The organism is Neobacillus jeddahensis (assembly GCF_000612625.1).
Classification (GTDB): domain Bacteria; phylum Bacillota; class Bacilli; order Bacillales; family Cytobacillaceae; genus Neobacillus; species Neobacillus jeddahensis.
Window position 1 is genome coordinate 1 of record NZ_CCAS010000026.1, and the last position, 12,890, is coordinate 12,890.

A 12,890-nucleotide genomic window follows, 5' to 3' on the forward strand; every position below is an offset into this window, starting at 1 on the left:
CGTAGACAAACTCGAAATTTTCGAGTTTGTCTACGGTCTGAGAAGACTCCTTCACAATGGAGTCTTCTACGTGATGCCGATCATTGACAACAGGTTTTATTTAATTAAATGAAAAGAGTGACTACCCTTATTTGTGGCCATTATTGAAATTCCACCACCAATAACTCAATTGTTATCTAAAAGGTTCATTCCTGATTATACCAATTTTCTTCTGGAATAATATTTGATACGGTTAGAATCAGCGATGGGATTCGCTCAACATCAAAAACAATCGCACCAATTTTCTTGGCAAACATAATGAATGCAGTTCCATGAGCAAAATTTGCAATTCGATTCCCAATTTGAAGCAGTGACATCAAAATGGCTTGCTTTTCATCTGCTTCAATATAAACTTGTGGTGCGAATCGTAAGATCCAATCTTCCCCTTCAATTGAAAATCGATACATTCTTGCTCCCACCTCTCATATGAACAATTGATTAATCTAACATATGAGGAAGTCCCCAAAATATGTTTATCAAAGTATTAATTCAAACCTTTAATAAATTTATAAAATCCTGTATATTTTCTGAAAAAAGCGATTATCATTCTTGACTGTCTTTTTTCATTATTGTATATTTAAAGCATCATGTAACCGAATAACATTTTTGCTAATTTGCTACATGATAATATTGAACTATGACATTCGATAAAAGTGTCATGAAAGGCTTAGGAGGAAGACGTACATGCAAAACGGTAAAGTAAAATGGTTTAACAACGAAAAAGGTTTTGGATTTATCGAAGTTGAAGGTGGAGACGATGTATTCGTACATTTCAGCGCGATCCAAGGCGAAGGCTTCAAATCTTTAGAAGAAGGTCAAGAAGTTTCTTTTGAAATCGTTGAAGGAAACCGTGGACCACAAGCTGCTAACGTGGTAAAACTTTAATCCATAACTGATAATGACAATCGAAGGCTGACGATCATCGTCAGCCTTTTTAAATGGTTTCATATTAGTTTTTTACCATACTCCTGGAGCTTTTCTCCCACCGTACATTCAGATATACAAAAACGATGCGCCGCTCTCCGGCCGTTCTCTTTGTTTAAATGCTGATGTAAAAAGCAGCCATCACAATATTGATTCATCAAGCCTTCTACCTTGCTCAATAATTCTTTTCTTACTGAAGGCTTCATTATACAAAGCACCCTCTTCTCATAAAATTAGTGTTTTGGCGAAAATTTCTTTTCCCTCTAATGCCTGTGTAGCCAATTTATCTGCTTCCTTATTATCCTTTCTTGGAATCACAGAATATTTAGGCAGCAAATCGAGCATTTTTAGTTTTTCTTCAATTCGATCGAGCCAACGATTAAGTGTTTCTTCATAGCATGGCCATTCCCCTTCGAGTTGCTTTAAAACGCCCTGTGAATCGCCTTTAAATTCACATGTTAAATGCGTAACACCTAAATCCTCTAAAATATTTAACGCAAAATAAAACGCTGCATATTCCGCTTCATTATTTGATTCTAATTCATCAAAGCGTTCATTTGCCCGAATCCGATATTTCTTTTTTCCTTGCTTAAAGAAAATAACTGCACCGAGCCCTGCTTGATTTGTATCCTTATGGAAACCTCCGTCAAAAAAAACGGTTATGTCATGGGGGTCTTCTTCAATTTCAGTTAATAGTTTTTTCATTTCCTTTAATATCCATGATGTTCCTTTTTCATCATAAAAATACAAATCCGTTATTTTTCCAGTCCCCTCTAATTCTTCAGCCATTTGAACAGCTAATTCACCTAGCACCCATTCGGATGAACATTGGACTTTTTCATTACTTTTCACTTTGTAATTCCACTCAAGCCTATATTTCATTTTTTTCAGCCTCTCAAGCATGATTTTCTTATTCTTACCAACTAGCTTATTCATTTAGTGGAAAAATATATATACTATTATACCCTCGTGGCTCGTTCTGATTTAAATTCCCTGCATGACAAGTATAAATATGGTAAACTTTCTATATTAATAAGATGGAGGAATCGGCATTGATTGAAGTATATATTGATGGGGCAAGTGCTGGTAATCCTGGACCAAGTGGAGCTGGGATTTTCATAAAAGGAAATGGACTGGCCGAAACATACTCACTGCCACTTGGCCACATGTCAAACCACGAAGCGGAATTTCATGCTTTTATTCAAGCATTACATATATGTATAAATAATGGCCTTGCTGATTCGGTCATTTCGTTTCGGACTGATTCTGAATTGGTAAATAAGGCGATGGAAAAAGAATTTGTCAAAAATAAATTATACGCTCCTTTGTTTGAAGAAGCATTATCCTTAACAAGAAAAATTGATTTATTTTTCATGAAATGGATTCCTAGTGCTGAAAACAAAGTTGCGGACGATCTTGCCCGCAAGGCTATCCATAAAAATAAACGTGAGGAGTCCCATAAACCAACATGAAAAGACCTATGTTTGCTGATTTAAGTTTGCTTCTAGTTACACTTATTTGGGGTACTACCTTTGTATTGGTGCAAAACGCAATTGATTTTCTTCCACCGTTTGCTTTTAACGGGATACGTTTTGCCATTGCGGCCGGATTATTATTTCTTTGCTTACTTATTTTTAACAGGCAGCAACTTAAACATTTAAACCTTAAATTTCTGTTGTCTGGGGTGTTCATCGGATTTTGGCTTTTCCTAGGTTATGTGACCCAAACCATTGGTCTATTATACACGACCACCTCAAAGGCAGGTTTTATCACGGGACTAAGTGTCGTTTTAGTTCCCTTATTCTCGATGATCTTACTTAAACAATTTCCAAGTAAAAATGCCGTAGTAGGAGTCTTAACGGCAACCATCGGTTTATTCTTACTGACACTTACTGATGTAACAGTACTTAATGTGGGTGATGGTTATGTGTTTATTTGTGCGATTAGTTTTGCCATGCATATCATTTTAACAGGAAAATTTAGCAATAAATATCCCACACTACTTTTAACGGTAATCCAAATTTCGACAGTTGCCTTATTTTCACTTTTCTCTTCTTTACTCTTTGAGGATTGGCGAAAGTCGATAACGAAAGACGTTCTCTTTTCAACTGATGTGATCATCGCCTTATTGATCACGAGCGTCTTCGCGACAGCAATAGCATTTTTCATTCAAACCAATTTCCAAAAATACACTTCAGCAACAAGGGTGGCTTTAATTTTTACAATGGAGCCTGTTTTTGCAGCTGCTACTGGTTATTTTTGGGCACAAGAACGTTTATCCATTAGTGCTCTCTTTGGGTGTGTTCTCATTTTTATAGGCATGATCTTTGCTGAGATGCCAGCAAATAAACTGCTTATACTTAGAAAAAATAAAGGTCTCGAAAGCTAAGTAAGCTCCCTTCATTGAAGAAGGGAGCTTTTCTGTACTAAATTGCGAGTAATTCATTTTCCTTTACAAACTTTATGGCAGCATTCCTAGTGTTTACTCTGTTTGAAATTAACGTTTCCAATAATGATACATAAAAACTGCCATCAAAGCTTTTTTGCGCCTTTAAGGTAAGCTCAATCGCAGTATTTATAATTTCATCGGAAGCATTGGTATAGTGTTTTCCAAAGAATATAAAGCCAATTGCGTCTTCTTGAAATTGAAAGCCTTTCCCCTCCAAGTGAAGTAAGTAATCATCCACTGTTTGCACTGAATGAACCATCCCTCTCCCAACATATCTGAATATCCTTTAAAATTTTAACCGAAATTTAGAATATTTTCTATCCTTTTTTGTGAATAGGTGACCGATAACCCCCACTACAATCCCTAATAATGCACCACCAACTACCTCCTCTGGTTGATGCCCTAACATTTCTTTTAACTTTTTAGGGGATTCTTGCTTAAATTCTACACTTTCTTCTTTATGAATTTTTTCAATTAATTCATTCATGGAATTAACTTTTAAGGTCAGTTCTCCAGTTTGTCTCCGTACTCCTTGCGCATCATACATAACAATCAACCCATATACAAGAGAAAGAGCAAAGTCAAACGTTGGTAATCCCCTTTGTAAAGCAATATATGTTGTAAGTGTTGACACCCCTGCTGAATGGGAGCTAGGCATACCACCGGTACCAAAAAACAAATCTGGTCGCCATTCTTTCTCTTTCATATAATGAATGGGAATTTTTACGCCTTGGGCAAGCCCAATACTAAAAAGGGCCAAATAAACACCTTTGTTCATTTCATCACCTCTACCATTATTGTTTAGAAAGTGGAGTTTTATTATTCCGACTGGAAATACTAAAAAGGTGGGAGGTGTTGGATGATGAGCAAAAATGGCCATGTAAATCGAGGAGTCAAAGCACCAGGGGTTAACCCCCAAGGATATGGGCAGGATGCAGAAATGACTGAGAGTCCAAAAAGCCAATTAGAAAATGCTGCTAAAAAGAGTAACACCAAATAATCGCGATAATTGGATGTCCTAGTTGTTGTATGAACCTTACAAAAGTGAGCATGTAAAGAGGGTGTCCCAAAGTTTGGAACACCCTGTTCATATTAGGAGATAATCGCTTCCTCCAAGGGAAGCAGTCTTTGTAAACCACGAAGTTCGATTTCCATTAATTTATTGACTGCCTTTTCTTTTTGAATGAGAAGTCCTGCTTCCTCTAATTCACAACAAACAGGCACATCACATTTTATTTCTGCCAATGTCCTGGACAGGTGGAGCATATCTAAATCCTTCTCAATTTTTGTTTTATTGGATTTTGATAGGCTGTCCAGATTTGTAAGGATTCCTTCAATATGTTCAAATTCCTGCAAAAGCTTAAGGGCAGTCTTTTCACCAATTCCTCTGACTCCAGGATAATTATCGCTAGTGTCTCCCATCAGTGCTTTTAAATCAATCATCTGCCTCGGTGAAATCCCTTTCTCTTCAAAAAAAGTTTGTGGCGTATGCACAAGATAATTCCCATACCCTTTTTTCAACAAGATAACAGAAATGCTTTCGTCTAAAAGCTGGAGAATATCCTGGTCTCCCGTTAAGATGGACACATGGGCAAATTCCTTCATTTGCTGTGCGATTGTTCCGATGCAATCATCCGCCTCATAGCCTGCCAAGCCAATATTAGGTATATCAAAAGAAGACACAACGTCTTTAACTAAATCAAATTGTGGGATTAGTTCTACTGGTGCCTCTCCACGATTCCCTTTATAATCCGGGAATAATTCTGTTCGAAAGGTTTTACTACCCATATCCCAACAAACAGCAAGGTGCGTCGGTTTGAAGGAAGATACCGCTGTAAATAGATGTTTTACAAAGCCATGAATTCCATTGGTCGGAATTCCTTTTGAATTTATCATAAATTGCCCTGTAACAGCCGTAGCATAAAAAGCACGGAACAAAAGGGCCATTCCATCAACTAGCATTAGTGAAGGCTTTTGATTTTCCAATTTTCCAGTCCCCCTATTTAGTGGTAAAAACAACAGAATACCATTATAACATAAGAAGAACTAAAAATTTATTCGACATTATTTTCCGGATACGAGATCCAATCGCTAAAGCTACCAACATAAAGCTGGACATTTTCGAACCCAGTTTCCAGTAAAGCAAGGAAATTAGGAACAGCCGTAACTCCAGATCCGCAATACACAATAATCGGACTTTTCTTATCAATCTCTGAAAACCGTTTGCTTTGTTCTTCTAGCGGTAAATATTGGTTATCCCTTACCCCTTCCATCCATGGTTTATTAATCGCATTAGGAATGTGCCCCGCTATCTTATCAATCGGTTCTTCCAAGCCCTGATATCGTTTTTCCTCGCGGGAATCGATTAAGATTTTGCTGTTCTTTTCAATCGCCTCTCGAACTTCAACCATCGTTACCATTAACTCCGGCTTAAGATCGACTTGAAAGACTCCTTTATCAAAGGTCGGGATATTTGCTGAAACTGGCAGCTTCCCTTTCTGCCACCTACTATATCCACCATCAAGTACATACACATTTACATGCCCAAGATAGCGAAGAAGCCACCAAAATCGTGCAGCATAGGCACCTTCTCCGTTATCATAGGCGATAACGATCGTGTTATTACTGATTCCAGCCTGTTCTAGTTTCAAAACCAAGTCTTCTACCTTTGGCAAGGGATGTCGACCACTATGCTTTTTAACCATTCCAGACAAGTCTTGTTCTAGGTCGAAGAAAACAGCACCTGGCAGATGATCTCGCTTATACTCGTTTTCTCCCTTTTGAGGTTCCGCCAATGAAAATCGACAATCAACAATTCTCACATTCACATCATATAAATTTTTCAATAACCATTCCTTATCTTTAACATATTTCAAGCAAAAGCGCCCCCTCATATAGTGTTTATTCATTGATAAGTCTTTGTTGGATTTCAGTTAGATGCTCGACGGAAACTCCTCCTTCTAAGGTAGCAAGAAGACTTAAATAAAAATCATCTGACTGCTCATTCGTTTCCGTTAATAATCGAGTGACTTCATTCTTCAAGTCTGAACTATAATGACCAGTAAGGCGATTCGTTTCTTGTTTTAAATAATCATCTGCAAGTGACGAGAGAACCTGATAAAGTTCCTCACTCATGAATTTCTTCTCATTTTTTTCAAAAAAGGACTTAGGATTTCGGAAGTACGACAATGCTTTCGTAAACAGTTGCGGATTTATATCCTTAAAGGCGTTAGGAAAATCAATGTCCTCCTTTTCTCCCTTTTCAAATGCAGAAAAAGAAAGGTCACTATTAATTTCCAGAAGATTCCTTGTAAGGACAGCTTGATATTCGGTTATTAATATTTCAATAAATCGGTCTAACCTTACCGTTGTTGCTCTCATTTCCTGTGCAAAATCATAGCCAAGATTCTCTAGAAATTCATCGAGAGCTGCTTGCAACACTTTTTTCAAGTTCCGACCGTCATCCTTTAAAGTTGATGGGTTAAAATTTTCTTTAAAGAAATCACCGAACCGTAAAAACACTCTTTGCTTAATGTAAAAAATTAATTCTTCTGCCTCCTGGAGCAACCGGTTTTGTAAGTGTTCCATAGTTTGGTTTCCAATAAAAGAACTGACCAACGCCTTTTGCGTTTCAAGCTCTGTTCTCCTTTGTTCTTTATTCTTTCTATCCTCCTGTGAGGTTTGAATAAGCTTACTTACTACATCATTTACTCTAGTCAATTCCTTTTCAGCTGAGGAAATGGCCATTTCTGCGAGGTCATTGGAAATGAACTGATAGAACCCCAGCTCAAACTCATTCATTCCTGAAGACCTATTACCTGTTTGTGTCGTTTTTTCTTCAATAGCAAGCAGACTTGATAGTGAATAAAGATGTGGATGCCTTATCCCATATTTAATTAACTGTTGCTCGACATATTCGACAACCGTTTCCTTTTCTTGATCATTTTCTGCAAGATCAATCGCGTTAATGATAAAGAACATTTTATCCATTTGAAAGGATTCCTTTACCCGTCCTAGTTGGATTAAAAATTCGCGATCTGCTTTTGAAAAAGCATGGTTGTAATAGGTAACAAACAAGATAGCATCAGAATTTTTAATATAATCAAAGGCAACCCCTGTATGCCGAGCATTAATAGAATCTGCCCCCGGGGTATCCACAAGGGTGATCCCTTTTCTAGTTAACTCACAATCGTAATAAAGTTCAATCCATTCGACGTAGCAAGATTTTTCTTCCTTGGCGACAAACTCATGAAAGTCGTTTACATCTGTCTCTAAAACAGTTCCTAGCAACGGTACAAAGGAGATAAAACCCTTTCTAAATGCTTGTAAAAAGGCAAAATGTGTTTTTTCTAGAACCCCCACCTGAGCCTTCCCAAGCATAATCTTATCGATTATTGTTGCGGCCTCATCAAAATCGGCGGCATGTAGGTCAAATACTTTTAAGGACCGATTAACATCGGCCATCATGGATTCTGGTTCCTTAAACTTCACCAGGACGGTACCATGCGGTAAATCCTCCGTCACAGGCTTGATTTTATTTATGGCAGCCGTAGTGGGGTTTGGAGAAACAGGTAACACCTTTTCGCCCATTAGCGCATTGGCAAAAGAAGACTTACCTGCACTAAATGCACCAAATAACGCGACAGTAAAGCCTTTATTATCGAGCCTCATAGCTTTATGTTCTAATTCTTTTGCTAACTGATGAAAACCAGGCACAGCTTTAATTAAGCCTGCCGCACGATTAAGTTTTGCTGCTGTTCTCTTTAAATGGTCTCCCTCTTGACGGCGAGGATTTTTTTCATTTTCTGAAATGGTTTCAGTACCCTTTGTTTTCACAAGGACTTCTTTTTCCTTCTTCTCCTCCCCTAAAGAATTGACCACCATGTATTCTTCTTCTTTCGCATCAAAAAGTTTGTAAACATCCTCGAGGAAGTTAGCAGATTGTGTAAGCAATTTCGCTATTTGTTGCTCTCTTATTAGAAAGCGATCTTCATGATTTTTGAGTGCTGTTAATGCATTTACATAGCGCTCCAGCTTGTTAAATTCCTGTTCGGATTGTTCCTTCACTTTTGTCGATTGTTGATTTAATGCTTTTATAAAGCTTTCTTTAAAATCAACTAACTGAATTCTTGTCATTCTTTTTATTTCATTGGCTACATCTTCTGTATAATGAAGGACATAATCTCCGGTAACTCGAGCTCCTGACTTTACGGTCTTTATTAATAAATCAAGTGGAACAGAGATGGAAAAGGATTGTGCTAAGTTTTGGAGCTCAGCATGATCAAGTTCCGTTTCCTTTAAGGCACGGAGTAAATATTCTCGTACGTGCCACTCAAGTTGTGATTTTGTTTTTTCAAGAAGATCCTGATGAAACCTTTCAAGTCTCATCTGCCTTTCATCGATGGTTTTTTGCTTTGAGAACAGAAAGCCTACCTTAAATTCAGGTTGACAACTTTCCAAATACTTTTCGGCTAATTCCCGCGTTTGAAATGGCATCAGATAGGCATTTTTCAAAATTTGAGTTACTTCATCTTCAAATTCCCTTTCTTTTTCCCTAGTACCTTCTGATAACTTCTTTAAGTTTGTACTTAGTCTTTGATAGGCTGTTTTTAGATTACGCCTTTCCTGGTCTGTCAAATCATTCAATATCTCAAGTTTTGGCTCAAGCTCTTCCTTTTCCATCTCCCTCTTTTGATGCAGATGGTCTTGAGTAATTTTTCTTAACGAATAATAAATAGAAGGGACTAATAATCGCTCTTGATTTGCTATTTTTTCAGCAAGAAATCCTTGCAGTTCCGGGAACTGATTATAAGGGTGATCTTTATGTTTTAATGAAGTATAAAAAATCCGAGCTGGCCTCACTCCCCATGATGCAAAAGAATCCATTACACTTCTCTGAAATTCAGAAAAACTCAGCTCATCTTCTTTATGTTTATCAATTTGATTAATGACTAGATAAACTTCTTTACCCGCCTCGGTTAATTCTTTAGTGAATAAAAAATTCAACTCTGCTTGGACATGATTATAGTCCATTACATAAAAAATCAAATCAGCTAAATGAATGGCTGATTCTGTTGCAATCCTGTGAGCATCATCAGCCGAATCAATTCCAGGAGTATCCATAATAATTGTATTTGAGGGTAAACGGGAATCACTATGACTAATCTCTAGTTCTTCAATGTTGTCACCGTCTTTACAATGATTTTTGACTACTTCAAAATCATAGGGTGCCAAATAGAGTCTTGGTTTTTCATTTTTAAAAAATACCTTGGCATAATCTTCACCAGACTTTACTTTCACTAAATTTGCACTAGTTGGAATCGGACTGGATGGCAGTAAGTTTTCTCCCACAACTTGATTGATCATCGTCGATTTACCCGCCGAAAAATGACCACAAAAGGCAATAAGGAATTCTTGATTCTCTAATTTCCGGGCTAGTTGTTTTACTTTATCGGCCTGGACCATATCTTGCTGTTCAAGTAAAAATTCATATATTGAAGCAATTTTTTGTTTAAGAGTTTGCACCGTTTCTTGCTGTTTAGCTGTTTGCACCATTTCTTTTATTCCCCTTAGCAACATATTAATATTTTTTATTTTATACGATAATTCTAACTTTTCCTATCATGATCTCCCGGTTGCACTCACAATTTTGCGAATTAGCATAAGCACCGCATGCCTTTCAGTAACTTCTGGAACTTTTTCCTTAAAACAATAAAAAGCCAAGGATTTCTCCTTGGCTCCATCATACTATTTATTATTGGGTAACATTTTTTAAAACGTGCTTCATGACAAATGCATAAATAATAACCGTTCCTCCAACAAAAGCAAAAGCCATATGTAACACCGCCCTTATTAGCCTCACAATTGAGAATGATTTTCATCGTTAGATTTATTTTAGCATGATTGATAATCATTTTCAATAGTCCTCATTTAACTGTCACATTTATTTAACAATCTTGGGAATAAAACGATTACAGTCTTGGAATGCTCCCTCATACTCTGTTAAGGAACGAAGTGCCTTTTCTTCCTCAGGGATCCGAATCCTCAGCATCATAACATTGAGGAATGTAAAAAGTGCTGCCGTATAAAAAGCATTAAATAAACTCGGAACAACCAATAGTTCCAAGGCTACCACAAAATAATTAGGATGCTTTAAAAAGCGATATGGCCCTTTTCTAATAACCTGCGCATTTTCAAGGACAAGAATCCTTGTATTCCAATACTTTCCTAGTGATGTTATAGCCCAAATTCTTAAGAACTGGGCAAAACCAAATACAACTAGAAACACAGGCCATATTACGGATAAACCTCGGTCAAACCACACCTTTTCAATTGTTAATACAATCAAAAAAAGGACATGCATCAAAACGATATACTTGTAGTGCTTTTGGCCAAACTCTATGGCACCACGTTGTTTCATCCATTTTTCATTCCCCTTTGCAATAAATAGCTCCACGATTCGTTGAAGGATTATGAACACCATTAAGATGATAAATAGAATGAAGTCAATCATCTAGTTCCACCTCAAAAGGAGTAATTCTGAACTAAATCCTGGACCTAATGCCGTTCCTAGTCCAAGTGCATTTTCAGGAATCTCCATCTCTAAATATCTCCTAAGAACATAAAAAATGGTTGCAGATGACATATTTCCATATTGTTGCAATACCTCTAACGAGACTTCATTCATGGAAGATGGAATTCCCAGTGACTTCACATAGGCATCCAATACTTTTTTTCCACCAGGATGAGCAATAAAATGGTTGATTTGATCAAGCTCAATTTGATGCTTTGCTAAAAAACTAAGTACATTGGGCTTTAACCATCCTTCTATAATATGCGGAATATCACGTGAAAATATGACAAATAGGCCACTATTTCTTATTTCCCAGCCCATCACATCTAATGAATTTTCCATCAATGTTGATTGAGTTGCAAGGATGGAAGGTGATGTAGCCTTCCTACTAAAATTCTCTCTCCCTGAATCATCACCACAAATTAACGCACAGGCGACTCCATCTGCAAATAGTGAAGTGCCAATTAAATTACTTTTTGAAAGATCGTTCCTCTGAAACGTTAAGCTGCAGAGCTCAACGGAAAGAACGATGACTTTTGCCTTTGGAAAAGCTAAACAATACTCATACGCTCTAGATAAACCCGCAGCCCCACCCGCACAGCCAAGTCCCCAAATGGGCACTCTTTTTGTATGAGGATTAAATGCTAGCTCATTCATGATTCTCGCGTCGATACTTGGGGTTGAGATGCCGGTTGTCGAGATAAAGAATATCGCGTCAATCTCATTGTAAGAAATGGGGACTTTAAGGAAGCTGGCATTATGTAGACATTTTACAATCGCCTCTTTTCCAAGCATTACCGCAGCCTCAATATAGGCCTTATTCTTCTCTTCAAAGGAATGATCCACTTTAAACCATTCCATATTTTTGACAAAATGTCTTTTTTGGATTTTGCCATTTTGAAAGGCCTTTAATAATCTCTCAATATCTTTAAACGAGTCAGTAAATAACTCCTTAGCAAATGCAGATACATGATCTTGGCTTATTTCGAATGGAGGTATCGCCTCTGAAACAGAAATAATCGCAGGCATCATCATTCTCCTTCCACATATGTACGGATATTTTTTCCAGTAAATATAAGAATTATTCAAGTGGAATAACATGCAGAAGAGCAAAAAAAAAGCCTCCCTAAAAAGGGAAGCAAACGTTTTGAAGGTTGTTGTTGTGCTTTTAAATTATAGCGTGATTTTCATTTTTGTTCATCATATAATCTTTTCCAATTAAGAATAAATGAAATGACAACTGTTTTTCCTGTTTTTTAATGTTTTTCTGTTTGCGTTTGAACTTCAATTTTAATTTTATTGTTCGCTAATAACCCACAGACTTTACAAAATTCTACTTCATTATATAAGAGACGACAATATTCGCAATAATATTTCTCCAACTAAACCACTCACTTCCATCAAAATTACTGAATGTTTTTATTATTTTATTTTCAATTTTCCAGTTTGTTACATGTAGTTAAAAACAAACGCCTCGTAATTTATAAAAGATTTTCAATTACTTTAATCACATATAAGGTGTGATCGTTCACATTTAATTCACATTTACCCCGTGGTATTTGTGATAAAAATCACTGTTACAGTAGGTTTTTAACTTTAACATAGTAGATACCTAAGGAATGAACAATTTGTGAACTTTGAAATTTCGTATTTTACTTTCGCAATTGTTTTGTATTATGAAAGAGAACTTATTAATAATTTTCACATTTTCTGAAGGGAGTGGAAAGAGATGGCGAAAGCGGAACTGAAAACAAAACAAAAAACAGAAGTAGAAGTTGAAGACAGCTCTTCTCTCAAAGGGACTTTAGCATCTGTTTTCTTTTTGGGGGCGTTTATCATTGTGACGTGGGTAAGTGTCTATTACTTATTTGTTGATCGGTTTTAATGTTTGAAGGGGGGAAAAAC

15 protein-coding genes are annotated in these 12,890 nt (G+C 36.8%); 5 read left to right on the forward strand and 10 right to left on the reverse strand.

Features of this window, described 5'->3' with window-relative positions; translation table 11 throughout:
- Positions 1-185: 185 nt before the first annotated feature.
- Positions 186-446: a hypothetical protein gene (locus TY15_RS12690; protein ID WP_040208445.1), complete on the reverse strand. Its 261-nt coding sequence runs from the start codon at positions 444-446 to the stop codon at positions 186-188.
- A 277-nt stretch (positions 447-723) separates the two neighbouring features.
- Here TY15_RS12690 and cspD point away from each other — a divergent pair, with 277 nt between their 5' ends.
- The gene (gene cspD, locus TY15_RS12695) at positions 724-924 is read left to right on the forward strand and encodes a cold-shock protein CspD (RefSeq protein ID WP_007084796.1); all 201 of its coding nucleotides are present in this window, start codon (positions 724-726) and stop codon (positions 922-924) included.
- Positions 925-983: 59 nt separating this feature from the next.
- Here the strand turns inward: cspD and TY15_RS12700 are convergent, their stop codons facing one another.
- Positions 984-1,169, reverse strand: a complete 186-nt coding sequence (locus TY15_RS12700) for a zinc-finger domain-containing protein (RefSeq protein ID WP_040208444.1) — start codon at positions 1,167-1,169, stop codon at positions 984-986.
- A 19-nt stretch (positions 1,170-1,188) separates the two neighbouring features.
- Complete coding sequence (locus tag TY15_RS12705; RefSeq protein ID WP_040208442.1) at positions 1,189-1,845, reverse strand: reverse transcriptase-like protein; 657 nt, start codon at positions 1,843-1,845, stop codon at positions 1,189-1,191.
- 170 nt (positions 1,846-2,015) lie between these two features.
- Between TY15_RS12705 and TY15_RS12710 the strand changes: the two genes are divergently transcribed.
- Both TY15_RS12710 and TY15_RS12715 read left to right on the forward strand, forming a co-directional pair.
- On the forward strand, positions 2,016-2,435 hold the full coding sequence (locus TY15_RS12710) for an RNase H family protein (RefSeq protein WP_040208440.1): 420 nt from the start codon (positions 2,016-2,018) through the stop codon (positions 2,433-2,435).
- Positions 2,432-3,352, forward strand: a complete 921-nt coding sequence (locus tag TY15_RS12715; protein ID WP_040208439.1) for a DMT family transporter — start codon at positions 2,432-2,434, stop codon at positions 3,350-3,352. Before TY15_RS12710 ends, TY15_RS12715 begins: the two co-directional genes overlap by 4 nt.
- A 37-nt stretch (positions 3,353-3,389) precedes the next feature.
- Here the strand turns inward: TY15_RS12715 and TY15_RS12720 are convergent, their stop codons facing one another.
- Both TY15_RS12720 and TY15_RS12725 read right to left on the reverse strand, forming a co-directional pair.
- Positions 3,390-3,659, reverse strand: a complete 270-nt coding sequence (locus TY15_RS12720; RefSeq protein WP_040208488.1) for a DUF6123 family protein — start codon at positions 3,657-3,659, stop codon at positions 3,390-3,392.
- A gap of 39 nt (positions 3,660-3,698) precedes the next feature.
- Positions 3,699-4,190, reverse strand: coding sequence for a divergent PAP2 family protein (locus tag TY15_RS12725; protein ID WP_040208438.1), 492 nt, complete (start codon positions 4,188-4,190; stop codon positions 3,699-3,701).
- 84 nt (positions 4,191-4,274) lie between these two features.
- On the opposite strand from TY15_RS12725, the gene sspL reads away from it, so the two are divergent.
- Positions 4,275-4,412, forward strand: a complete 138-nt coding sequence (gene sspL, locus TY15_RS12730; protein ID WP_040208486.1) for a small, acid-soluble spore protein L — start codon at positions 4,275-4,277, stop codon at positions 4,410-4,412.
- 92 nt (positions 4,413-4,504) lie between these two features.
- Here the strand turns inward: sspL and TY15_RS12735 are convergent, their stop codons facing one another.
- From TY15_RS12735 to TY15_RS12755, 5 genes are all read right to left on the reverse strand, one after another.
- The gene (locus TY15_RS12735; RefSeq protein WP_040208485.1) at positions 4,505-5,374 is read right to left on the reverse strand and encodes a 5'-3' exonuclease; all 870 of its coding nucleotides are present in this window, start codon (positions 5,372-5,374) and stop codon (positions 4,505-4,507) included.
- Positions 5,375-5,466: 92 nt separating this feature from the next.
- Positions 5,467-6,288, reverse strand: a complete 822-nt coding sequence (locus TY15_RS12740) for a sulfurtransferase (RefSeq protein WP_040208437.1) — start codon at positions 6,286-6,288, stop codon at positions 5,467-5,469.
- 25 nt (positions 6,289-6,313) lie between these two features.
- Positions 6,314-9,967: a dynamin family protein gene (locus TY15_RS12745; protein ID WP_040208436.1), complete on the reverse strand. Its 3,654-nt coding sequence runs from the start codon at positions 9,965-9,967 to the stop codon at positions 6,314-6,316.
- Between the two features lie 388 nt (positions 9,968-10,355).
- Positions 10,356-10,925, reverse strand: a complete 570-nt coding sequence (locus TY15_RS12750; RefSeq protein WP_179301838.1) for an isoprenylcysteine carboxyl methyltransferase family protein — start codon at positions 10,923-10,925, stop codon at positions 10,356-10,358.
- A complete protein-coding gene (locus TY15_RS12755; RefSeq protein ID WP_040208434.1) occupies positions 10,926-12,014 on the reverse strand; it encodes a type III polyketide synthase in 1,089 nt (362 codons plus the stop codon).
- A 700-nt stretch (positions 12,015-12,714) separates the two neighbouring features.
- Here TY15_RS12755 and TY15_RS12760 point away from each other — a divergent pair.
- Positions 12,715-12,870 (forward strand): cytochrome c oxidase subunit 2A, encoded by a 156-nt coding sequence (locus tag TY15_RS12760; RefSeq protein ID WP_040208433.1) that lies wholly within the window; start codon positions 12,715-12,717, stop codon positions 12,868-12,870.
- The last annotated feature ends 20 nt before the right edge of the window (positions 12,871-12,890 follow it).

Bases quoted from the DNA above. Each gene is read 5' to 3' on its own strand.
- TY15_RS12755 (WP_040208434.1), bottom strand. From the start codon at position 12,014: ATGCCTGCGATTATTTCTGTTTCAGAGGCGATACCTCCATTCGAAATA.
- TY15_RS12700 (WP_040208444.1), bottom strand. From the start codon at position 1,169: ATGAAGCCTTCAGTAAGAAAAGAATTATTGAGCAAGGTAGAAGGCTTG.
- TY15_RS12745 (WP_040208436.1), bottom strand. From the start codon at position 9,967: ATGGTGCAAACAGCTAAACAGCAAGAAACGGTGCAAACTCTTAAACAA.
- TY15_RS12725 (WP_040208438.1), bottom strand. From the start codon at position 4,190: ATGAACAAAGGTGTTTATTTGGCCCTTTTTAGTATTGGGCTTGCCCAA.
- TY15_RS12690 (WP_040208445.1), bottom strand. From the start codon at position 446: ATGTATCGATTTTCAATTGAAGGGGAAGATTGGATCTTACGATTCGCA.
- TY15_RS12735 (WP_040208485.1), bottom strand. From the start codon at position 5,374: ATGCTAGTTGATGGAATGGCCCTTTTGTTCCGTGCTTTTTATGCTACG.
- cspD (WP_007084796.1), top strand. From the start codon at position 724: ATGCAAAACGGTAAAGTAAAATGGTTTAACAACGAAAAAGGTTTTGGA.
- TY15_RS12760 (WP_040208433.1), top strand. From the start codon at position 12,715: ATGGCGAAAGCGGAACTGAAAACAAAACAAAAAACAGAAGTAGAAGTT.
- sspL (WP_040208486.1), top strand. From the start codon at position 4,275: ATGAGCAAAAATGGCCATGTAAATCGAGGAGTCAAAGCACCAGGGGTT.
- TY15_RS12715 (WP_040208439.1), top strand. From the start codon at position 2,432: ATGAAAAGACCTATGTTTGCTGATTTAAGTTTGCTTCTAGTTACACTT.
- TY15_RS12750 (WP_179301838.1), bottom strand. From the start codon at position 10,925: ATGATTGACTTCATTCTATTTATCATCTTAATGGTGTTCATAATCCTT.
- TY15_RS12705 (WP_040208442.1), bottom strand. From the start codon at position 1,845: ATGAAATATAGGCTTGAGTGGAATTACAAAGTGAAAAGTAATGAAAAA.